The sequence below is a fragment of the Luteibacter sp. TLI7-4A genome (genome assembly GCF_056754745.1).
In genome coordinates this window covers 413,443-434,892 of the sequence record NZ_JBPGWO010000001.1, presented here as the reverse complement: position 1 = coordinate 434,892, position 21,450 = coordinate 413,443, and the positions used below count along the sequence as shown (strand labels likewise).

The 21,450-nt window shown below is 66.9% G+C and carries 16 protein-coding genes and 1 tRNA gene; 3 read left to right on the top strand and 14 right to left on the bottom strand.

From position 1 onward, the window contains the following. Window positions 1-123 precede the first annotated feature (123 nt). Together ACR9Y6_RS01990 and ACR9Y6_RS01985 are read left to right on the top strand one after the other, a co-directional pair. A complete protein-coding gene (locus tag ACR9Y6_RS01990) occupies window positions 124-702 on the top strand; it encodes a TetR/AcrR family transcriptional regulator (RefSeq protein WP_481279754.1) in 579 nt (192 codons plus the stop codon). Further along, window positions 686-2,128 carry a nitrilase-related carbon-nitrogen hydrolase gene (locus ACR9Y6_RS01985; RefSeq protein WP_481279753.1) on the top strand — a complete coding sequence of 481 codons (1,443 nt, stop codon included), beginning with the start codon at window positions 686-688 and terminating at the stop codon, window positions 2,126-2,128. The genes ACR9Y6_RS01990 and ACR9Y6_RS01985 overlap by 17 nt, the downstream gene beginning before the upstream one ends. 9 nt (window positions 2,129-2,137) lie before the next feature. Here ACR9Y6_RS01985 and ACR9Y6_RS01980 read toward each other — a convergent pair whose 3' ends face one another. From ACR9Y6_RS01980 to thrS, 10 genes are all read right to left on the bottom strand, one after another. Continuing rightward, on the bottom strand, window positions 2,138-3,130 hold the full coding sequence (locus tag ACR9Y6_RS01980) for an MBL fold metallo-hydrolase (protein ID WP_481279752.1): 993 nt from the start codon (window positions 3,128-3,130) through the stop codon (window positions 2,138-2,140). A 194-nt stretch (window positions 3,131-3,324) separates the two neighbouring features. Next, window positions 3,325-3,401, bottom strand: a tRNA-Pro gene (locus tag ACR9Y6_RS01975). Window positions 3,402-3,448: 47 nt separating this feature from the next. After that, on the bottom strand, window positions 3,449-3,805 hold the full coding sequence (locus ACR9Y6_RS01970; RefSeq protein ID WP_306850338.1) for a MerR family transcriptional regulator: 357 nt from the start codon (window positions 3,803-3,805) through the stop codon (window positions 3,449-3,451). Continuing rightward, complete coding sequence (gene ihfA / locus ACR9Y6_RS01965) at window positions 3,786-4,085, bottom strand: integration host factor subunit alpha (RefSeq protein ID WP_036114917.1); 300 nt, start codon at window positions 4,083-4,085, stop codon at window positions 3,786-3,788. Before ihfA ends, ACR9Y6_RS01970 begins: the two co-directional genes overlap by 20 nt. 1 nt (window position 4,086) lies before the next feature. Next, window positions 4,087-6,468: a phenylalanine--tRNA ligase subunit beta gene (gene pheT / locus ACR9Y6_RS01960; RefSeq protein WP_481279751.1), complete on the bottom strand. Its 2,382-nt coding sequence runs from the start codon at window positions 6,466-6,468 to the stop codon at window positions 4,087-4,089. Window positions 6,469-6,531: 63 nt separating this feature from the next. Further along, a complete protein-coding gene (gene pheS / locus ACR9Y6_RS01955; protein WP_481279750.1) occupies window positions 6,532-7,524 on the bottom strand; it encodes a phenylalanine--tRNA ligase subunit alpha in 993 nt (330 codons plus the stop codon). Between the two features lie 110 nt (window positions 7,525-7,634). Continuing rightward, window positions 7,635-7,994, bottom strand: coding sequence for a 50S ribosomal protein L20 (gene rplT / locus ACR9Y6_RS01950; RefSeq protein WP_306850326.1), 360 nt, complete (start codon window positions 7,992-7,994; stop codon window positions 7,635-7,637). A 14-nt stretch (window positions 7,995-8,008) separates the two neighbouring features. Then, window positions 8,009-8,206, bottom strand: a complete 198-nt coding sequence (gene rpmI, locus ACR9Y6_RS01945) for a 50S ribosomal protein L35 (RefSeq protein WP_036114929.1) — start codon at window positions 8,204-8,206, stop codon at window positions 8,009-8,011. Between the two features lie 212 nt (window positions 8,207-8,418). Beyond that, window positions 8,419-8,946: a translation initiation factor IF-3 gene (gene infC, locus ACR9Y6_RS01940; RefSeq protein WP_430539362.1), complete on the bottom strand. Its 528-nt coding sequence runs from the start codon at window positions 8,944-8,946 to the stop codon at window positions 8,419-8,421. Between the two features lie 44 nt (window positions 8,947-8,990). Further along, window positions 8,991-10,892 (bottom strand): threonine--tRNA ligase, encoded by a 1,902-nt coding sequence (thrS, locus tag ACR9Y6_RS01935; RefSeq protein ID WP_481279749.1) that lies wholly within the window; start codon window positions 10,890-10,892, stop codon window positions 8,991-8,993. 232 nt (window positions 10,893-11,124) lie between these two features. On the opposite strand from thrS, the gene ACR9Y6_RS01930 reads away from it, so the two are divergent. After that, entirely contained in the window at window positions 11,125-12,135 is a 1,011-nt protein-coding gene (locus ACR9Y6_RS01930; protein WP_481279748.1) for an NAD-dependent epimerase, read from the top strand. A gap of 355 nt (window positions 12,136-12,490) precedes the next feature. Here ACR9Y6_RS01930 and ACR9Y6_RS01925 read toward each other — a convergent pair whose 3' ends face one another. The 4 genes from ACR9Y6_RS01925 to recC are packed head-to-tail and all read right to left on the bottom strand — an operon-like array spanning window position 12,491 to window position 21,430. Next, window positions 12,491-12,976, bottom strand: coding sequence for an ATP-binding domain-containing protein (locus tag ACR9Y6_RS01925; protein ID WP_481279747.1), 486 nt, complete (start codon window positions 12,974-12,976; stop codon window positions 12,491-12,493). Beyond that, on the bottom strand, window positions 12,889-14,367 hold the full coding sequence (recD, locus tag ACR9Y6_RS01920; protein ID WP_481279746.1) for an exodeoxyribonuclease V subunit alpha: 1,479 nt from the start codon (window positions 14,365-14,367) through the stop codon (window positions 12,889-12,891). The genes ACR9Y6_RS01925 and recD overlap by 88 nt, the downstream gene beginning before the upstream one ends. Further along, window positions 14,364-18,017 (bottom strand): exodeoxyribonuclease V subunit beta, encoded by a 3,654-nt coding sequence (gene recB / locus ACR9Y6_RS01915; RefSeq protein WP_481279745.1) that lies wholly within the window; start codon window positions 18,015-18,017, stop codon window positions 14,364-14,366. Before recB ends, recD begins: the two co-directional genes overlap by 4 nt. Then, window positions 18,014-21,430 (bottom strand): exodeoxyribonuclease V subunit gamma, encoded by a 3,417-nt coding sequence (gene recC, locus ACR9Y6_RS01910; RefSeq protein WP_481282674.1) that lies wholly within the window; start codon window positions 21,428-21,430, stop codon window positions 18,014-18,016. Before recC ends, recB begins: the two co-directional genes overlap by 4 nt. Between the last annotated feature and the right edge of the window lie 20 nt (window positions 21,431-21,450).

Here is a 21,450-nt window from a genome sequence, read left to right as displayed (position 1 = left end):
CTGGCCTTGCGGCTTCGCAAGTGTAGCGGCGAAGTAGACGAGAGCTTGAGGGCGAGGCCGGCCGTGCCGTCGGTACCGGTACGGGTATTGCGCGGACGGGGCCGCCGAGTTTACAGTGTAAACATGACCGCCACCGCCCGCCGGATTCTCGTGGCCGCACATGCGCTGCTGGACGCCGAAGGCGTCGAGGCCGTCACCATGCGAAGGCTGGGTGCCGAAGTGGGTCTTTCGGCCATGGCGATATACCGTCATTTCCCCAATCGCGAGGCCTTGCTCGCGCGGCTTTCCAGCGACAGCTTCGAGGCAGCCGCACGCCACTGGGCTACCCGTGCCGCGAGCCATCGCGAACCGCGACGACGCTTGCTGGCGATGCTGGACGCTTACCTCGAGTACGGATTGATCCATCCCCACCTTTTCGACCACGCTTTCGCGATGCGTCGCGACGACGCGCGACGTTTTCCCGAGGATTTCCGCGCACGTCGCTCCCCCACGCTTAACCTGATCGCCGACGCGGTCCTCGACCTCGTGGCGAAGGATGCGTTGCGCGATGGCGATGAATGGGATCTTGCGATGGACCTGTGGGCGCATGCGCAAGGTCTCATCGCGCTCTATCGGGCCGGGCGCTTCAGCTACGACGAAAAGAAATTCCGCACGTTCTACCTGGCCTCACTGGGGAGATTGATCGATGGCATCAGGGCCTGACCGCCTCGCATGGCGATCCTGGTTGGCGGCGACCGCGCTGAGCGCCACCGGCTGGTGGCTTGGAAGTGGCACGGAGCCGCGCTGGTGGGCGACATGGTTAGCAGCCGTACCCGTGCTATGGCTGGCGTCGCGCGTGCGCACGCGGTGGGGCATGTCCGCCGCCCTTCTCGCCTTCTCGGCGGGGTCGTCCAGCCTATGGCCGTACCTGCACGATCGCATCGGCCTTCCTCTCGGCATCGTCCTCTACGCCACGGTGCTGCCGGGCGTGCTCTTCGCACTGTGCGTGCTGCTCCATAAGCGACTCCTCCAGCGCGAACGTCCGTTCGCGGCGACGCTCGCGGTGCCTGTCCTCTGGGTGTGCCTCGCCTACATCAACAGCGTGCTCTCACCGCATGGCACGTTCTTCGATATCGGTTACACCCAGATGAACGCGCTGCCCGTCATCCAGATCGTTGCGATCACCGGCATCTGGGGCGTCGGATCGATCATCATGCTGGTCGCTTCCGCGGTCGCCGTCATGGGGGCGGCACACGTTTCACGCCCTGCCCGTGCCGCCATCGCCGCCACGGCGACACTGCTCCTGGCCAGCATTCTCATCTATGGATACCAGGGCCTCGGCACATCCGCCCTATCGACGTTGCGGGTGGGACTGGTGGCGTTGAACACGGATCAGGCCGTGTTGGACACGCCTGAGGGACGCACGCTCCAAGACCGTTATGGCACCGCTATCGCGCGTCTTGCCGATCAGGGCGCTCGTGCGGTCGTCATACCGGAAGCGTCCTTCATCACCGCCGACGCGACTATCCCGGCATTTGCCCAGCTCGCGCGGCAGCATGGCGTCATCTTGAACATCGCCGTCGATTTCAAGGGTGATCCACAGGGCGAACGCAACATGGCGATGGTCTTTCAGCCCGGGGCATCGGTTCCGTTTACCTATAACAAGCGTCACCTGATACCGGGTTTCGAAGACAAGTACATGCCAGGCAGCCACGAGCAGATGCTTCAAGGGGCGCCACGGATCGGCCTGGCCATCTGCAAGGACATGGATTTCCAGGATATCGGCATCGCCTACGCCTCGCGGGAAGCACAGCTGCTCCTGGTGCCCGCGTGGGACTTCGTCGCCGATGGATGGCTGCACAGCCGCATGGCGATCATGCGTGGCGTGGAAGGCGGCTTCGCGGTGGCACGCGTCGCTCGTTTCGGGCGGCTCACGCTCAGCGACGATCACGGGCGGGTCGTGGCCGAGGCGTCGAGCGAAGACCACGACGCGGAACTCGTTGGCGACGTTCCGCTGCGCCAGACGCGAACGCTGTATGCGCGCTGGGGGAACTGGTTCGCATGGCTGAACCTGTCCGTCCTGCTGGTGCTGGTCGTCCTGGCCATCGTTCCCGCAAAGGACGCCGTTTCGAACAATGGCCAGGGATAACGGGATTCATTACCTGCCGGGGCGGTTCTGCGTGTAGTTCAGCGGGACATAGACATAGCCCTTGCCGTCTTCCGCTTCCGCGATGTGCCCGAACGAGGGGAACGGCAGGTGCGCCGCCCCGATCAGATAACCGTTCTTCGCCGCATCGGCAAACGCCGCTTCGCGGGCGCGCTTTGCTTCGTGGTTGTCGCTGTCCCACGCGATACGCACGAAGGGATCGCGGAACTGCACCGCCGCGGAATGCACCAGGTCGCCCCACAACACCAGGGTGGCGCCCCTGCTTTCCACGACATAAAAGCTATGGCCCGGCGTATGGCCTGGCGCGACGACGGCACGTATGCCCGGGACGATCTCCGCGCCACCCTTGAAGACCTGCACCTTGCCGGCGGCGATGTACGGCGCGAAGACTTTCCGGGCGACGTCGAAGCTCACCCGTACGCCTTCGGGCGCCTTCGCGCGATTGGCCGGGTTCATCCAGAAGTCGTACTCGGTCTTGTCGAGACGGATGGTCGCGTTCGGAAAGGCGCGTTCGCCATTCCGCAACAGGCCGCCGATGTGGTCGGCGTGCATATGCGTGATAACGACCTCATCGACCTGGTCGGGCGAATAGCCCGAGGCCTTGAGATTATCGATCGTATTGCCGAGGGTCGGGCCGTAGAACGAGCCCGCGCCGGCGTCCACCAGCACGAGCTTGCTGCCGGTGTTGACGAGGAACTGGTTCATCGACGACTCGGCCGGCAGCGCCTGGAACGCCTTGCGATATGCCGACGCGATCTGCTCGGACGAAATGCCGATCAACAGCCGCTCCATCGGAAAGTCGATCGTGCCGTCGTTGAGGGCCGTTACCTCGACATCGCCGACCATCAGGCGGTAATAGCCCGGTGCCTGCGTGTGGACCATCGGCGCCGCGGCGAACGCGGCGTCGGTGACAAGGGCTGCGGCAATGCCACATGCCAGCGCGCCGGCGAGGCAGGCGCGCGCGAAACGGGAAGGCTGAGTCATCGGAAAATCCAGCGGGTACGGAAGCGAGACAGGGCAAGCCCCCGTCATGAGCGGGCTTGCCGACGACTCGCAGCCTAGTCGGGGCCGACTTGCCGGAGTAGCCATGTGAGGCGAACTACGACGGTGATCGCCTCGCACCAATGTCCAGCCACGCCAACGAAAAAAGGCGCCCCGAAGGACGCCTTTTCGAATAATGGTCGGGGTGGCGAGATTCGAACTCGCGACCACTACACCCCCAGCGTAGTGCGCTACCAGGCTGCGCTACACCCCGACGAGCGAACGATTGTAACAGCAACATCGCGATCTGCGGAAGGCGGATCAGCGACGAAGGAGGGACAGGACTTCCTCGAGCTCCAGGCGTACCTGGCGGACGATCTGATGCGACATGCTGGCTTCCATGCGGGCCTGCGGGCCTTCCAGGCGGGCGCGGGCGCCCGTGATGGTGAAGCCCTCGTCGTACAGCAGGGAACGGATCTGGCGGATCATCAGCACGTCGTGGCGCTGGTAGTAACGGCGGTTGCCGCGGCGCTTGACGGGCTTGAGGGCGGGAAACTCCTGCTCCCAGTAGCGAAGGACGTGCGGCTTGACGCCGCAAAGCTCGCTGACCTCACCGATGGTGAAGTAGCGCTTCGCCGGAATCGCCGGAAGTTCGGTGTTATTCCCTGGATCCAGCATAGCCCTCGACTCTTACCTTGAGTTTCTGGCCGGGACGGAAGGTGACCACCCGCCGGGCAGAGATGGGAATTTCCTCGCCGGTCTTCGGGTTCCGACCGGGCCGCTGATTCTTCTGCCGAAGGTCGAAATTGCCGAACCCCGACAACTTCACCTGCTCGCCCCGCTCCAGTGCCTCGCGCACGACCTCGAAATACGCGTCCACGAATTCCTTGGCCTCGCGCTTGTTGAGGCCCACGTCGAGGAAAAGCCGCTCGGCCATTTCCGCCTTGGTCAGCGCCATCTTATCCTCGCAGTCTTGCCTTGCATGTCTTCTCCAATGCCCCCACCGCATCTGCCACGCGAGCGTCGGCATCGTCGTCGGTAAGGGTGCGTGAAGCGTCCTGTAAAATCAAGCCCATAGCGAGACTCTTTCGCCCTTCATCGATCCCCTTTCCCGCATAACGGTCGAACAGGCGGATCTCCGTGAGCACCTCGCCCAGTGCGCCCCGCACGGCGGCCTCCACCGATGCCCAGGACACTTCTTCCGGCAATTCCACCGCGATATCGCGACGAACGGCGGGGAAACGGGCGACGCGGCTGGCGCTGGGCAGGCGCCGGGCCAGGATCGGCTCCAGCGCCAGTTCCATCACGTGGACGTCCGGACCGAGGTCGAGCGCCTTGGCCAGTGCCGGGTGCAGCGCCCCCAGAAAGCCGGCCTGACGTCCATCGCGGAGTACGCGGGCGCCACGCCCCGGGTGCAGCCACGACGGCAGGTCGGCGGTGTCCACCGACCAGCGTGCCGGCTCGCCCGTGTGGGCGATCAGCGCGTCGAGATCGCCCTTGAGGTCGAAGAAGTCGACGGTACGCGAGGCCTCGCCCCATTGCTCCGCCCGCGCGCCACCCGAGGCGACGACGGCGACGCGGCCGATCTCATCGGGTGCGCCGCCCGTGGCGTGGAAGCTGCGCGCGACTTCGAACAGGCGCACGCGGTCCTGCTGGCGCGCGCGGTTGTGCCGCAGCGCTTCGACCAGGCCCGGCAGGAGCGAGGTGCGCATGACGGCGAGATCGGCCGACAGCGGGTTGGCCAGGGGAACCTGGTCCTTGTCCACGCCCCAGGTCTTCAGAAGGTCGGCGCTCACGAAGGACAACGTCACGGCCTCGAAGTAGCCGCGGGCGGCCAGCTGGTCGCGCAAGGCCATTTCGGTGAGACGGGCTTCCGGCTCGGCGCGCAGGGCGATCTCGCCGGCGGGCGCGTGGGTGGGAATCCGCTCGTAACCGTGGATACGGGCGACCTCCTCGATGAGGTCCTCCTCACGCTCGATGTCGAAGCGGCTGCTCGGCGGCGTGATGCGCCAGCCGTCGGCGACCTCGACCACGCCCATGCCGAGCGCGGTGAAGATGCGGGCGACCTCGCTGGCCGCGACCTCGATACCGAGCACGCGGCGCAGACGCGCATGACGGAGCAGGACCGGCACGTGCTCGCGCAGGTCTTCCGGACGCTCGGCGACCGTCACCGGGCCGGCCTTCCCGCCTGCGACGCCCAGGATCAATTCGGTGGCCCGCTCCATCGCACGCTTCGGCAGCGCCGGATCGACGCCGCGCTCGTAGCGGTGCGAGGCGTCCGTGTGCAGTCCGAGCTTGCGGGCACGCCCCATGATCGCCGAGGGAGTGAAATGGGCGGCCTCCAGGAAGATGTTCCGGGTGGCGTCGGTCACGCGCGAATCGAGGCCGCCCATCACGCCGCCCACGGCGAGCGCATGCGCTTCGTCGGCGATGACGACGAAGGAGGGATCGAGTGTCGCCTCGCTGCCGTCGAGCAGTTTCAGGGTCTCGCCGACATCGGCGTGCCGAACCACCACGGACCCGGACAAGGTGTCGTTGTCGAAGGCGTGCATGGGGTGGCCCAGCTCCAGCATCACGTATTGGGTGATGTCGACGATGGCGCTGATCGGACGGATGCCAGAACGACGCAGGCGCTCGGCCAGCCACAGCGGCGACCGCGCGGTGGCGTCGACGCCCTCGATCACGCGGCCGAGGTAACGCGGCGCGTCGGCTCCGGCTTCGAGCCTGACGGGCCGGGAGGCCGTGGCCGTGACCGGCGCGTCCATCGTCCCGATCGCCTTCACATGGCTGCCGAAGAGCGCCGCCACGTCATGGGCGAGGCCATGCAGGCCGAGCACGTCGGGTCGGTTCGGCGTGATCTTCAGTTCGATGCTGGCGTCGGGCAGGCCCATGTATTCGGCCAGCGGCTTGCCGACCGGCGCATCGGACGGCAGTTCGAGCAGCCCGGAGGCATCGGCGTCGATGCCGAGTTCCTTGGCCGAGCAGAGCATGCCGTACGACTCGACGCCGCGCAGCTTCGCCGCCTTGATCTGGATGCCACCCGGCAGCGTCGCGCCAACGGTGGCCAGCGGCACGCGGATGCCGACACGGGCATTGGGTGCGCCGCAGACGATCTGCAGCGGTTCGCCCTGCCCCGCATCCACCTTGCAGACCTGCAACCGGTCGGCTTCGGGATGTTTCGTCGCCTCGACGATCTCGGCGACGACGACACCGTCGAGGCCTTCGCCCAGGGGCGTGACCTCTTCCACTTCCAGGCCGGACATCGTGAGCGCGTGGACCAGCGCCGCGCGATCCGCGTCGATGGCGACCAGTTCGCGCAGCCAGTTTTCAGAGAATTTCATGGGAGCGAGCTCGTTGAACGTGGAGTCGTGGCCGGCGCGGGAGCCGGCCTCGGTCGTTGCGGATCAGGCGAACTGGCGCAGGAATCGCAGGTCGTTCTCGAAGAACGCGCGCAGGTCGCCGACGCCATAGCGGAGCATGGCGAATCGCTCCACGCCCAGGCCGAAGGCGAAACCCGTATAGCGCTCCGGATCGATGCCGCAGTTCTTCAGCACGGTGGGATGCACCATGCCGCAGCCGAGCACTTCGAGCCAGCGCGTGCTGCCGTCCTCGGCATCCCAGCGGATGTCGACTTCGGCCGAGGGCTCGGTGAAGGGGAAATAGCTCGGCCGGAAGCGCATCTCGAAATCGCGCTCGAAGAACGCGCGCACGAATTCGGCCAGCGTGCCCTTCAGGTCGGCGAAGCTGGAGGTCTCGTCGACCAGCAGGCCTTCGATCTGGTGGAACATGGGCGAGTGTGTCTGGTCCGAATCGCTGCGATAGACCTTGCCCGGCGCGATGATGCGGATGGGCGGCTGGCGGCCCTGCATCGAACGGATCTGCACCGGCGAGGTATGCGTGCGCAGCAGGCGCCCGTCACCGAAATAGAAGGTGTCGTGCATGGCGCGCGCCGGATGGTACGGCGGGAAGTTCAGCGCCTCGAAGTTGTACCAGTCGTCCTCGATCTCGGGACCGTCGGCACGCTGGTAGCCGAGCCGGCCGAAGATATCGGCGATGCGCTCGAGCGCGCGGGTGATCGGATGGATGCCACCGTATTCCCCATCCCGGCCCGGCAAGGTCACGTCGACGCGCTCGGAGGCGAGGCGACGGTCCAGTTCGGCCTGTTCCAGCGCCTGCTTGCGCGCGGCGATGGCATCGGTCAGGCGCTCCTTGGCGCGATTGACCTCGGCGCCGCGCGCCTTGCGCTCGTCGCCGGAAAGCTGGCCCAGGGCCTTCAGGGCGGCGGTGACCGCGCCGTTCTTGCCTAGCAAGGCCACACGCACGGCATCCAGCGCCTCGAGCGAGGGGGCGGATTCGATGTCCCGTAGGGACGCGTCGATATGCTCGATCGATTCCATCGGTTTTCCTGCTTTTTCCGGGCACGCAAAAAAGTGTGGGGAGAAGGCAAGGCCTTCTCCCCACGTCATCCATCATCGCGCGATAAGACTACCGCGCGTGGTAAAGCGGATTACGCAGCCAGACTGGCCTTGGCCTTCTCTGCGATCGCACCAAACGCCTTGATGTCGTGCACGGCGAGGTCGGCGAGGACCTTGCGGTCGACCGTGATCTGCGCCTTGGCCAGGCCATTGATCAGGCGGCTGTACGACAGGCCGAACTGACGGGCGGCGGCATTGATACGGACGATCCACAGGGCGCGGAACTGACGCTTGCGCTGCTTGCGGCCGATGTACGCGTACTGACCAGCCTTGATGACGGCCTGGTTGGCTACGCGGAATACCTTGCGGCGGGCGTTGTAATAGCCCTTGGCACGGCCGATGATCTTCTTGTGACGACGACGGGCGGTAACGCCACGCTTAACACGAGCCATGGTTCAACCCTCCCTCAGAGATACGGCAACATGCGAGCCACACCCTTGGTGTCGCAAGCTTTGACGTGGTTGGGAGCGCGCAGGCCGCGCTTACGCTTGGTCGACTTCTTGGTCAGGATATGCGACTTGAAGGCGTGACCGGCCTTGAACTTGCCGGATGCGGTCTTGCGAAAACGCTTCGCGGCCGCCCGGTTGGTCTTGATCTTGGGCATCGGAATGCTCCGTATTCGGTTGCTGACTGATCCGGCGGCGAGCCTTGGGAGGCAACGCGCTTTCCTTCCTGCCGGGAACGGTGGTTCGGCCCATCCATACGGGCCGAGCCGACGATGATACCGAATCGCGAGGGCTTCCGCCAGAGGCAGCCTCCATCTCGGAAGCCGAAGAATGCGGCCAACAAAAAAGGCGCCGAAGCGCCTTTTCTGGATCAGACCTTCTTCTTCGGGCCGATCATCATGACCATCTGGCGGCCTTCCAGGCGGGGGAACTGCTCGACCACGCCTTCCTCGCCGATGTCGGCCTGGATCTTGCGGGCCAGGTTCTGGCCGAGGTCCTGGTGGGACATCTCGCGACCGCGGAAGCGGATCGTCACCTTGACCTTGTCGCCTTCCTCCAGGAACTCGCGCATCTTGCGCAGCTTGATGTCGTAGTCGCCCACGTCGGTGACGGGGCGGAACTTCACTTCCTTGATCTCGACCTGCTTCTGTTTCTTCTTGGCGGCCTGGGCCTTCTTCTGGGCTTCGAACTTGAACTTGCCGTAATCCATGATCTTGCAGACCGGCGGATCGCCGTTCGGCTGGATCTCGACGAGGTCCATGCCCAGCTCCTCGGCGGCACGAATGGCGTCACGGGTCTCCATGATGCCCAACTGCTCGCCCTCGGCGCCCAGCACGCGCACCCGCGGCACGCGGATGTCGTTGTTCTTGCGATTGCCCTTGTTATCGGTCGTAGCGATACCGCTATCCTCCAGAAGAATGATCCCAATACCGGACCCGCGGCCTAGCGGCGGGTCTCGGCTTCCAAACGTTCGACGAATTGTGCCACCGGCATGCTGCCGAGGTCTTCGCCGCCGCGGGTACGTACGGAAATGGTACCCGTTTCCTTCTCGCGATCACCGATCACGATGAGATAGGGCACCTTCTGCAACGTATGCTCGCGGATTTTATATCCGACTTTTTCGTTGCGCAAATCGGCTTCCACCCTGAACCCTTGTCCGACAAGGGCTTGCGTCACTTCACGCACATAATCGGCCTGTGCGTCGGTAATGCTGAAGGCAACTGCCTGAATGGGGGCGAGCCAGGTCGGAAGCAAGCCCGCGTGGTGCTCGATCAGGATGCCGATGAAGCGCTCCATGGAGCCCACGATGGCCCGGTGCAGCATGACCGGGTGCCGGCGCTGGCTGTTCTCGTCCACGTATTCGGCGCCCAGGCGCTCGGGCATCATGAAATCGACCTGCATGGTGCCGACCTGCCAGGCCCGGCCGATCGAATCCTTCATGTGGTATTCGATCTTGGGACCGTAGAAGGCGCCCTCGCCCGGCAGCTCCTCCCATTCCACCCCGGCCGCCGACAGGGCCCCGCGCAGGGCGTGCTCGGCCTTGTCCCAGACCTCGTCCGAACCGATCCGCTTGTCGGGGCGGAGGGCGATCTTCATGGCGATGTCGTTGAAGCCGAAATCCTCGTAGACCTTCATGGCCTGGCCATGGAAGGCCGCGACCTCCTCCTCGATCTGCGCCGGGGTGCAGAAGATGTGGCCGTCGTCCTGGGTGAACGCGCGCACGCGCATGATGCCGTGCAGCGCGCCCGAGGGCTCGTTGCGATGGCAGCCGCCGAACTCGCCATAGCGGACCGGCAGGTCGCGGTAGCTGTGCAGGTTGGTGTTGAAGATCTGCACGTGGCCCGGGCAATTCATGGGCTTCAGGGCGTAAGTGCGCTTCTCCGATTCGGTGAAGAACATGTTTTCCTGGTAGTTGTCCCAATGGCCGGACTTCTTCCACAGGCTCACGTCCATGATCTGCGGGCCACGGACCTCGCGGTAGCCGCTCTTCTTGTAGACGCCGCGGACGTACTGCTCCACCGCCTGCCAGATGGCCCAGCCCTTCGGATGCCAGAAGACCATGCCCGGGGCCTCTTCCTGCATGTGGAAGAGGTCCAGCTGCTTGCCGATGCGCCGATGGTCGCGCTTCTCGGCTTCCTCCAGCTGGTGCAGGTAGGCCTTGAGGTCCTTGTCGTTCAGCCACGCGGTGCCGTAGATGCGGGTCAGCATCTCGTTGTTGGAATCGCCGCGCCAGTAGGCGCCGGCCACCTTCATGAGCTTGAACGCACGCAGCTTGCCCGTGTTGGACACGTGCGGGCCGCGGCAGAGATCGGTGAACTCGCCCTGCGTGTAGAGCGAAAGCTCCTCGTTGGCGGGGATGCTTTCGATGATCTGGGCCTTGTATTCCTCGCCCATGCCACGGAAGAAGCGGATCGCCTCGTCGCGGCTCTTCACCGAACGGGTGACCGGGATCTGCTCCTTGACGATCTTCTCCATCTCCGCCTGGATGGCGTCGAGGTCGTCCGGCGTGAAGGGCCGTTCGTAGGCGAAATCGTAGTAGAAGCCGTTCTCGACCACGGGACCGATCGTGACCTGCGCGCCCGGGAACAGGCGCTGCACGGCCTGGCCGAGCAGGTGCGCCGTGGAGTGGCGCAGGATGTCCAGGGCCTCGGGGCTCTTCTCGGTGACGATCTCGAGGGCGGCGTCGTGGTCGATGGTGAAGCTGGCATCGACGAGCTTGCCGTCGACCTTGCCGGCGAGCGTGGCCTTGGCCAGGCCGGCACCGATCGAGGCGGCGACGTCCTGCACGGTGACGGGATGGTCGAACGGGCGCTGGCTGCCGTCGGGTAGCGTGATCTGGATCATGGATGGTGTTCCGGACAAACAAAAAGGGCGCCAGGCGCCCTTCGAAAGGTGACGAAGACGTGGCGGGGGCTCAGGTTGGGAAGCGAGTAGTCCGCATGTCGCACACTCGGCCGGCGTTGCCGCGGGCCACCTTCGTCTCGTGGATATCGCGCAAAAACTAGATCAGCGCCGCTGCCGTGTCAATCCGGGCGTCCGCTACACTGTGGGGCCGCCCAAACCGCAGGTCCCCACCATGCGCATCCTGGTCACCGGCAGCGCCGGTTTCGTCGGTTCGGCCCTCACCGAGCGCCTCCTCGCGCGCGGCGACACCGTGCTGGGCTTCGACAACCACAACGATTACTACGACCCGGCGCTGAAAGAAGCGCGCCTCGCCCGCTTCGCCACGCATCCGGCTTACACCCACCTGCGCGCGGACCTCGCCGAGCAGGCGGCGGTGGACAAGGCGTTCGCGGATTTCCAGCCGGAGCGCGTGGTGAATCTCGCCGCCCAGGCCGGCGTCCGTTACTCGCTCACCCACCCGCACGCCTACGTGCAGAGCAACCTGGTCGGCTTCGTGAACATCCTCGAGGCCTGCCGGCGGCACCAGGTGGGGCACCTGGTCTACGCCTCGTCCAGTTCCGTGTATGGCGCCAACCGCAAGATGCCCTTCGCGGTGGAGGACGCCGTGGACCATCCCGTCAGCCTCTACGCAGCGACGAAGAAGTCGAACGAGTTGATGGCGCATACATACAGCCACCTGTTCGGCCTGCCGACGACGGGCCTGCGCTTCTTCACCGTGTATGGCCCGTGGGGCCGGCCGGACATGTCGCCGATCCTGTTCGCCAACCGCATCGTCCGCGGCGAACCCATCGACGTATACAACCACGGCCAGCACAGCCGCGACTTCACCTTCATCGACGACATCGTCGAAGGCGTGATCCGCACGCTCGACCACCCTGCCGCGCCGGACCCGTCGTACGACCCGGTGGCGCCGAATCCGGGTAGCTCGGCCGCGCCTTACCGCGTGTACAACCTCGGTAACGATGAGCCGGTGCAATTGCTGGATTTCATCGGGCTGCTGGAGAAGCACCTCGGGCGCACGGTCGAGAAACGCCTGTTGCCGATGCAGCCGGGCGATGTCCCCGACACCTGGGCGGATGTGTCGGCGCTGCGGCGGGACGTGGGTTATGCGCCCGCGACATCGGTCGACGAAGGGCTGGCGAAGTTCGCTGCCTGGTACAAGGACTTTTACAAGGTGGGGTGATCGCGCCGCCGGTATCGCCGCTGAAGCGGCTCCCACAGGAGCTTGCATCCTCCCATCGTGAATCGACTGGTGGAAGACAAGCACTGGTCGGAGACGAGCTGCCGGTGCCGACTGGTAGGAGACTGGTAGGAGACTGGTAGGAGACTGGTGGCAGACTGGTGGGAGCCGACCTTGTCGGCGATCCCGCGGCAGCGGGCCAGGTTACGGCAAGCACCCATCGCCGACAGGGTCGGCTCCCACCAAGCCAAGCCAAGGCAAGGCAAGCAAGCCAGGCCAGACCAGACCAGCCCCTGTTTCCTGTGGGAGCCGCTTCAGCGGCGATGGACGTGCGGCATCGCGCGCCTTGCCGGTCGGGTCAGAGCAACCGGCGCAACAAGCCCGACGCCCGTTGTGTCTTCCGCTGCACCGCGTAGCCGAGGATGTCCGGCGCAGCCAGCGAGGTGAACCAGCGTCGCGCACGGGTCACGCCCGTATAGACCAGCTCGCGCGTCAGCACCGGAGACGGCTCGGCGGGCAGCGCGAGCGCGGTGTGCTCGAACTCCGATCCCTGCGACTTGTGCACGGTCATCGCATACACCGTTTCCACCGCCGCGAGGCGGCTCGGCACGACGAAGCGGATGCGTTCGCCACCCCGCTCGTCCATCACCGCGAATACCACGCGCAAGGCCATGCCGCCCTGCCCGTCCGGTACCCATAACGTGACGCCCACATCGCCGTTCATCAGTCCCAGCGCGTAATCGTTGCGCGTGACCATCACCGGCCGGCCTTCATACCAGCCGTCCATCGACTCGATGAGGCCGCGTTCGAGCAGGCCCTGTGCGATGCGTTCGTTCTGCCGCACGACACCGTTGTCGCCATGCCGCGTGGCGCAAAGCAACTGGAACCTCGCGTACGAACGCAACGCTTCCGCTCCCCAGGCCTCGAAATGCGCGAACGAGGCATCCGCCGCCGGACGCGCCGCCTCGATGCGATCCAGGTAATGCGCATAGCCGGGGGCTTCCCCCGTCCCTCGATCGCAAGGATCGCGACCGATTCGGGCGATGGCGGCAACGCGGCGACGTCGGTGTCACCGCGCTCGAACACCGAACGGACGCCCACCAGGTCGCCGGCATTGATCGCGGCGGCCAGCGCGCCGATACCGCTGTCGTCACCGAAGCGGCGGCTACGCCGGAGCATCGCGACATGCTGGTCGAGCGCACGCGCCTCCGAGGGCTTCGTCCACGGACCGACGTCGACATGGCAAACAGAGGCCAGCCACGCCTGCGTGTCGACGTCGTAATACCCCTGCTCCGCGCGTGCGCACAAGTCGCCGAGGACGGCGCCCGCCTCCACCGACGACAACTGGTCCTTGTCGCCAAGCAGGATGAGGCGCGCCCCGGCGGGCAAGGCGTCCAGCGTCGCCGCCATCATTTCCAGGTCGATCATCGACGCCTCGTCGATGACGAGGACGTCCACGTGCAAGGGGTTGTCGCGGTCGTGACGAAAGGCACGGCTGTCCGGCCGGCTGCCCAGGAGCCGGTGCAAGGTCGTGACTTCGGCGGGAATCGCCTGCTTGACGGCGTCCTCCACGTCGAGCCGCTCGATCTGCCCGGCGATGGAGGCGTTCAACCGCGCCGCGGCCTTTCCCGTCGGTGCCGCGAGGCGAATGCGCAGGCGTGGCAGGCCTTCGCGATGCGCCAACGCCTGCAGGAGTCCCAACACGCGGACCACGGTGGTGGTCTTGCCCGTGCCCGGCCCACCCGTCACCACGGCGAAGGCGCCACGTATGGCGATGGCGCAGGCGATCTTCTGCCAGTCGAGCCCGTCGCCGTCGCGCGGGAACAGGCGGTCGAGCTCGACGTCGAGATCGGCCGGCACGGGCAGGCTGCCGAAGCGGGAAACCACCGCGTCGGCGACACGGGCCTCGTCCCGCCAGAAGCGGCGCAGGTAGATCCAGCCGCTGTCCAGCACCAGGGGGGCGGCTGGATCGCCCGCGGGACCGGCCACGAGGGACGACGTGTCGATCCAGCGCTCCGGCTCTCCCAGCGACGCCTCCATCTCGACAAGGCGGCCGGCATCCACGCAGATATGCCCCTCGCCGAGTTCGCGACTGACCAGGGCCGCCATCGCCAGCACGCGCGCGTCCACGCCGGGTTCGAGCGTGGCGAGGAAGCGTGCGAACGCGCGGTCGATGGAACGCAGGCGCCCTTCGGCCACCGCCGTGTCGAGCCAGCGCGCGATGTCGGCGATCATGCGGCCACTCCTTCGAACAAGGCGTCGAGCGCGTCGATCATCGCCTTCGGCGGACGCTCCACATGGACGCCATGCCCCGTGCCGTCGATGCCGCGCAGATAGAGGTAGACGGCGCCGCCGATGTGCGTGTCGTAGTCGTATGCCGTACCGAGGCGCGCGCGCAGTTGTCGATGCAGGGCCAGCAGGTAGAGCGCGTATTGCAGTTCATAACGCGATTCGAGGATCGACCGGCGCATGGCGGCGGGCGTATAGGCCTGCTCGTCGACACCCAGCCAGTTCGACTTGTAGTCGGCCACGTACCAACGGCCCTCGTGTTCCACGATGAGGTCGATGAAGCCCTTGAGCATGCCATTGACCCGGTCCGCCGCCAGCGAGGGACGCGCCACGCCGCCGAGCGTGTACTCGCGGACGATGCGGTCAAGCGCCAGCGTATCCACGCCGCGCGCCTCGAACATGAACTCGAGTTCGGCGCGGTAACGGCGTGGATCGTCGAGCGCGGCCAGCACGAGGTGGCGGCCGTCCGGCAATGCCAGCGATGCATGCAGGAAGCCAAGCAACCAGTCGGTGAGCGGGTCGATCGCGCGTTCCCAGCCACGACGCTCGCACCGGCGTGCCACGGTATCGCGAAGACGCGCCGGATCGGCGGCGACCGCGGCGAAGCCCTCTTCCGCCGCCCATTCGAGCAGGTCGTGAAGGAAGGTGCCCGCTTCGGCGCCGCGCTCGAAACCATGGATGGTGGCGATATCGACGGGTGTCGCCACCGGTTCCGTGGCGTATTCCACGATGATGTCGTCCGCCGCGGTCTCCGGCGCGGCCACGGCGTCGTCGGTATAACGCAGCGCGCTATAACTGGCGATCCACCACGGCGCGGCACGAGCGACATGGGGTTCCCGCGCGGGCCGGGGCTGTTCGCCTTGCGTGGCGGGCTGGTAAGGCCGCTCATGAGGGGCCGGCATGTACTCGACGGCGATCGAGGGATGCCCCTCGGCAAGCTCGCGCAACAGGCCTTCGATCGCGCCGTTGTCGATCTCCCTGCCGCCGCCGAGCACGTGGCCGAAGGCACCCCGATGCAGTTGCGGCTTCTTCGCCGGGTTATGGCAGACAGGCGCCACACCGACCCAGCACGCATGGCGCGCACGCGTCATCGCGACATAGAGCAGGCGCAGATCCTCCTGCAGCGCCGCGCGCTCGGCCGCCTCCTTGGCCTCGCGCACGGCCTCGCCAGCGCTATCGTGACTGGCGGCGAGCAATTCCAGCTGCGCACCGCCGACATCGTGATAGCGATAACCCTGGCTCGCGCGCGCGCCACCCGAAGCACAGGCGAAGGGCAGGAACACCAACGGATATTCCAGGCCTTTCGACTTGTGGATCGTCACGACCTTGACCAGGTCGTCATCGCTTTCCAGGCGCACGATCTGGTCATCGCCATGATGACTGGCGGTATCGGCGATGCGTTCCGCGAGATGGCGGATCAGGGCCTGCTCGCCCTCGATCGTGGCGGCCGCCTGCTGGAGCAGTTCCGCCAGGTGCAACAGGTTGGTCAGCGCACGTTCGCCGCCTGGCGACTGGAGCAGGCGCGCCGGCAAGTCGAAGACGTGGAGGAAGCGGTGCAGCATCGCGAGCACCCCGCCCCGGCGCCAGGTCTCGCGCAACTCGAACAACTGCTGGCCACGCCGTTCCCAGTGCCGCTCGTCCACGTTGAGGCGTTCGAGTTCGGCATAGCCGAGGTCGAGGCTGCGCGTGGCGAGCGCGGCGCGCATCGCCGTATCCGACGAGGGTTCCGCCACCGCCCGCAACCAGAGCAGCACGTCGTGCGCCTCGACGCTGTCGAGCACGGAGTCGCGGTCGGACAGGAAGACGCTGCGCACATGGCGCCGTTCGAGCGCGGCGCGCATCTCGGCCGCCTCGGTGTGACTACGCACGAGGATGGCGATATCCGCCGGCTTGAGCGATGCGAACCTGCCGTCCACCGACAGGAACCCGCATTCGCCACGCTCCGCCGCTTGCAACAGGTCAACGATGCCCGCCGCGCACGCGCCAGCCATCTGCTCGCGGTACACACGAACCCCCACCGGCGCCTCGTCGTCGAGCAGCCAGAGGCGCAAGGCGGGTTGTGGCCGCCCCTCGATCACGAAGGCCTCGGGGCGGCCGCGCGCCTTCACGGGAAGGAAGGGCAACCCGCGATCGGCGAAATGGAACGCCCCCGTCGCGTGACGCTCCGCATGTTCGAAGACCGCGTTCACCGCGGCCACCATGCCTTCGCTGGATCGATGGTTCGTGTCGAGGCTGTAGTGCGGCGGCTGCGCCTCGCCGCGTGCGGCGAGGTAGGTATGGATGTCCGCGCCGCGAAACGCGTAGATCGCCTGCTTCGGATCGCCGATCAGCAACAGTCCCACCGCAGGCGCGCCGGCATACACGGCACGGAAGATCCGGTACTGGAGCGGGTCGGTGTCCTGGAATTCGTCGATCAGCGCCAGCGGGAACTGCTGGCGCAGGGTCGCCGCCAGGCCCGCTCCCGCCGGCGATGCCAAGGCGCGGTCCAGGCGCAACAGCAGGTCGTCGAAGCCGATCTGCGCCCGCCGGCGCTTCTGCGCGGCGAAACGTTCGCGTACCCATGGCAGGGCATCCGCGAGCACGGCGTGGCGAACGGGCACCTTTCCCGCCTGCCATTCCTGCCAACGATCGAGCGCCGTGAACGCCGGATGCGTCGGCGGGGTCTTGCCCTTGCCGGTGGCCTTGGCGAGGCGGCTCGCGGAATACCGTGCGATGTCGAAACCGCCCGCGTCCCCGCTCGACGCCCAGCGCCGCATCGCGGCCATATCCGCCGGCATCCGCTCAGGCTTGTACCAGCCGTTGTGCAGGACCTTGTCGCGCGCGGCGGCGAAAATCGTCACCTCGATCGCATCGGCATCCGCTGCCCACGCCGAGGCGGCGTCGGCGTTCCGCCGCGCGGCTTCCTCGTCCCAGGCCGCACGCCCGGCAAGGGTGGCGGCGATATCCACCACCTCGGGCAGCACTTCCCCGTTGACCCGCAAGGTGGTTTCGCCACCGGCCAGGAGCGGCCGCAGCGAACGCGACAAGGCATCGGGGGAAGTCCACTCCTCGACGATCGGCGCCAGCCGCGCCTCGTCGAGCGGATAGAAGGCCTGGCGCCAGTAGTCGCGCACGCACTCGGCGAGCAACTCGCTCTCGTCGGGCTCCAGCGTTTGCGCGAACGCATGGCCGCTGCCGAACGCGTGCTGGGTCAGCATGCGCTGGCTCCAGCCATGGATGGTGAAGATGGCCGCTTCGTCCATCCACTGCGCAGCCAGTTCCAACCGGCGCGCACACGCCGCATGGCGCTCCGCCGGCTGGGTATCCAGCAAGCCGGCGAGGAACGGCTCGTCGGAACGGCCTTCGCGGAACGCACGCGCCGCATCCACGAGGCGCGTACGGATGCGTTCGCGCAATTCCTGCGTCGCCGCCTCGGTAAACGTCACGACGAGGATCTGCGGCGGCAGCAGTGGTTCCGCGATGCCGTGGCCGAGCACGGCGCGCACGTAGAGCGCCGCGATGGTCCAGGTCTTTCCGGTACCGGCGCTCGCTTCGATCAGGCGCACGCCATCGAGTGGCATCGACAGGGGTTGCAGCGGCTGCACGTTCGCGCTCATGCGGACTCCACGCGCAGGCAACCGATGAAATCGCGGTACGGCTGTAGCCAGCGCTCGAAGCCCGCCTGTTCGAGCGCCGTGAAATCGGGATAGGCGCGAAGCAGGTAGGGATCGCCGTCGACTTCGCCGCGCGAACGCTCGTGCACGCCGTCGTAGGTCCTCCGCGCCGCGGCGGTGGCCTCGTCGGGCGAGGCGGTGGCGAGCGCCGCCAGCGCCGTTCGCACGGCGACCGGCAAAGGCGCGCGCATGCCTTCGAGCCAGGCGCGCACCAGGGTCTCCAGCATGCGCGTGGCATGGCCGGCATCGATGGGTGCGAGGACCACCGTGGCGTCCGGTCCGATGTAGCGCGTTTCCAGGGCGAGCCCGGCGGCCTGGGCCACGAGGTGATCGACCCACGGCATCACCAGGCGGTGCGCGCGCACCGCCCCTTCGTTATCCAGCACGTTCGACGGCGACAACAGGAAGGCGGCAAGCCTCCCGTCGCCATCGGCACGAAGATCCGCCAGCCAATCCTCGATGACGATACCGGCGGCATCGATACGAATCTCTCGCTTGCCGGCATCGACCGGCCATGCACGCCGTTCGGCGACGAAGCGCGCGAACACGGTCGTCGCGGTGGCCTCGATCTCGCGGCGAACGGGGCCGGCGAAGCCCCCCATCGGGAATACGCCGCTCCGTTGCAGGCGGGCGGCGGCGGCATCGATCGACGAGGCGGCATCGCCCTGCCCATGGATCGCCGCACGCAACACCGCGTCGGTCATGCTGAAACGGCCGAGCCCGTCGATGACGAATGGCTCGAGCTCATCCGTGGCGGCCTCGGCGGCGTCGAAGCGGACGCCCAGGCGCGACTGGAAGAATTCGCGCACGGGATGGCGCAGGAACCGGCGCAACACCGCCAGGCCGAGCGGCTGTTCGATGGAAACGGGCGGCAAGGCCTCGTCCATCGCCCGTTCGCCGCCGTCGTGGGCCTGCCGCCATTCGCGGGCATACGTGAAGAGCCGTTCGTCGCTGGTGCCGAAATAAGCACGGCTGAAAGGCTGCAACGGATGCTCCACCGTGATGCGCGGCAGCAACGGCCCGCCATCGCTCGCTTGCCAACCGGCCGCGAGATAATCGCGTAGCTGGCCCACCAGCACCGAAGGCGCGCGCTCGGCATTGTCCCGTGCGCTACGTCCCACCCATCCGATGTGCAGCGCATCTCGCGCGGAAAGCAGCGCTTCGAGGAACAGGTAGCGGTCGTCCTCGCGCCGCGAGCGATCGCCCGGACGCCAGGCGCCGGATCGCGACATCAGGTCGAAATCCATCGGCGGACGCGCACGAGGATAATCGCCGTCGTTCATGCCCAGCAGGCATACGAGGCGGAACGGGATGGCGCGCATCGGCATCAAGGTGCCGAAACTCACCGCACCGGCGAGGAAGCGTTTCGACAGGCCATCGTCGTCGAGTTGTCCCAGCCATGCTTCGCGTACCACGTCCACGGGAAGCGGCTCGTCGAACGCGGCTTCCGCGCAGGCGCGCTCCCAGGTGTCGAGGGCATCGTGCAGCCGCTGGATGCGCATGCTGTCATCGGGCTCCGCGGCCTCGAAGAACTCGCGAATCAGCGCGCGCAGGCGTGCACCCCACGCCGCGGGTGGCACGGGTTCGGCCATCGACCGCCAGTGCGTCCCAAGGCTGTCCAGCAGATCGGACAAGGGCCCGATCAGTTCGGCGTCGAGCCCGCCGACCTCGTCGTAGGGCTCGATGTCGCCCCACGCTTCGCCACGCCCGACCGCGTAGCCCAGCAGCATGCGCCGCAAACCGAAACGCCACGTGTTCTGTTCGAGCGCGGGCAATCCCAGCGACGCCCGCTGCGTGGCGTCCAGTCCCCAGCGGATACCGGCGCCCTCGATCCAGCGATGCACGAGGGAGAGGTCGTCCTCGCCAAGACCGAACCGCTTCCGTATCGCCGGCACGTCGAGCAGGTCGGCGAGGTCGCCCGCAGCGAAGCGCGACTCCGTCATGCCCAGCAACATGTCCAGCGCCATCACCAGCGGCACGCTGCCACGCGAAGCGCGGTCGGCCACGCTGAAAGGGATGTAGCGTGGATCGTCGCGCGGCACGCGGCCGAACACCGCGTCGATATGCGGGCCGTAGGTCTCGATGTCCGGCACCATCACGATCACGTCGCGCGGCAGGATCGGGTCGCCCTCGCGCGCCGAGGCCTCGAAGCGCGCCAGCAACTGGTCGTGGAGGATCTCCACCTCGCGCTGCGGGCCGTGGGCGACATGGAAGGCGATGCTGGTGTCGTCGGAACCGATCGCCACGGGAGTCGCGGGCACGGGCTCCAGGTCGAGGATCGCCGCCTGCACCTGCCCGAGCAGGCTCCGGGACGACGGCTCGGCGAACAGATCGATACGCTGGTCCCACGCGGTGAAGCGTTCGCGGTAACTCTCCGGATGATCGAACTCGTCGAGCATGCGGATGTAGTCGCGACCCTGCTTGCCCCATGCCGCCAGCAGCGGGTTCGCATGCAGGTGCATGTCGGCGTCGGAGGGCAAGGCAGGCATGCCCTGCTTCGGCGTTTGACGCCGCCGCTCGGCACGCAGCAATTCGCGATCGTCGACGATGTCGGCCCAGTAGTAGCGGCAGGGATTCATCACCACCAGCAGCACCTGCGACCAGCGGGAGATGGCGGACAGCGCCTCCAGCGTCTGTCGTGGCAACGACGACATGCCGAACACCACGATCCGCCTCGCCAGCCCCGCGGGCCGCGAGCCCGCCGACGCGATCTCTCGCAGGAACCGTTCGTGCACGGCGGCGCGATGGCCGTCGGCCTCCACGGGCCCGACATCGTCCAGCAGGCGCCGCCACAGCACCGCCTGCCAGCGGTCACCGGCGGCCATGGCGGGCGCACCGCCGCGCGCGTCGCGCAATACGTCGCGTCCCGACGCCCAATCGTCCAGCCAATCGGCCCGGTATACCTGGTACTGGTCGTAAAGGTCGGCCAGCCGCTCGGCGAGCTGGTGGCATTTACGCGGATCGTCCTCGTGGCCCAGGTAGGCGGCGAGCGATTCGAAATCCGGTTCCTGCGAGAGCGATGGCAACAGGCGCATCAGGCGCCAGACCAGCCGGGATTTGTCGAAGGGAGATTCCTGCGGCACCGCCTCGCGCCCGAGCACCGCGCGATAGGCCTTCCAGAGGAACCGGCCCGGGAGCTGCACGTTCACCGCCGCGGAAATGCCCAGCCCGCCCTCGTCGACCGCCCTTGCCAGCGCCATCTGGAACCACTGCGCGATGCCGTTGGACTGGACCAGCACCCACTCGTCCTCGAGCGGCGCCAGCGGCGCGCGCCGAAGCCACGCGACCAGGACGTCGCGCAATTCCTCCAGGCGGTTGCCGTGCAGGACCATCAGGCCCGGCGCGATGTCGTCCACGTCGTTCAACGGGCGGCTCC

Coding starts and splice junctions, on each gene's coding strand:
- ACR9Y6_RS01930 (WP_481279748.1), top strand. CDS start 11,125: ATGCGCATCCTGGTCACCGGCAGCGCCGGTTTCGTCGGTTCGGCCCTC.
- pheS (WP_481279750.1), bottom strand. CDS start 7,524: ATGGAATCGATCGAGCATATCGACGCGTCCCTACGGGACATCGAATCC.
- ihfA (WP_036114917.1), bottom strand. CDS start 4,085: ATGGCGCTGACCAAGGCGGAAATGGCCGAGCGGCTTTTCCTCGACGTG.
- rpmI (WP_036114929.1), bottom strand. CDS start 8,206: ATGCCCAAGATCAAGACCAACCGGGCGGCCGCGAAGCGTTTTCGCAAG.
- recD (WP_481279746.1), bottom strand. CDS start 14,367: ATGATCGCCGACATCGCGCGCTGGCTCGACACGGCGGTGGCCGAAGGG.
- ACR9Y6_RS01970 (WP_306850338.1), bottom strand. CDS start 3,805: ATGCTGGATCCAGGGAATAACACCGAACTTCCGGCGATTCCGGCGAAG.
- thrS (WP_481279749.1), bottom strand. CDS start 10,892: ATGATCCAGATCACGCTACCCGACGGCAGCCAGCGCCCGTTCGACCAT.
- pheT (WP_481279751.1), bottom strand. CDS start 6,468: ATGAAATTCTCTGAAAACTGGCTGCGCGAACTGGTCGCCATCGACGCG.
- rplT (WP_306850326.1), bottom strand. CDS start 7,994: ATGGCTCGTGTTAAGCGTGGCGTTACCGCCCGTCGTCGTCACAAGAAG.
- recB (WP_481279745.1), bottom strand. CDS start 18,017: ATGAGCGCGAACGTGCAGCCGCTGCAACCCCTGTCGATGCCACTCGAT.
- ACR9Y6_RS01990 (WP_481279754.1), top strand. CDS start 124: ATGACCGCCACCGCCCGCCGGATTCTCGTGGCCGCACATGCGCTGCTG.
- ACR9Y6_RS01985 (WP_481279753.1), top strand. CDS start 686: ATGGCATCAGGGCCTGACCGCCTCGCATGGCGATCCTGGTTGGCGGCG.
- ACR9Y6_RS01980 (WP_481279752.1), bottom strand. CDS start 3,130: ATGACTCAGCCTTCCCGTTTCGCGCGCGCCTGCCTCGCCGGCGCGCTG.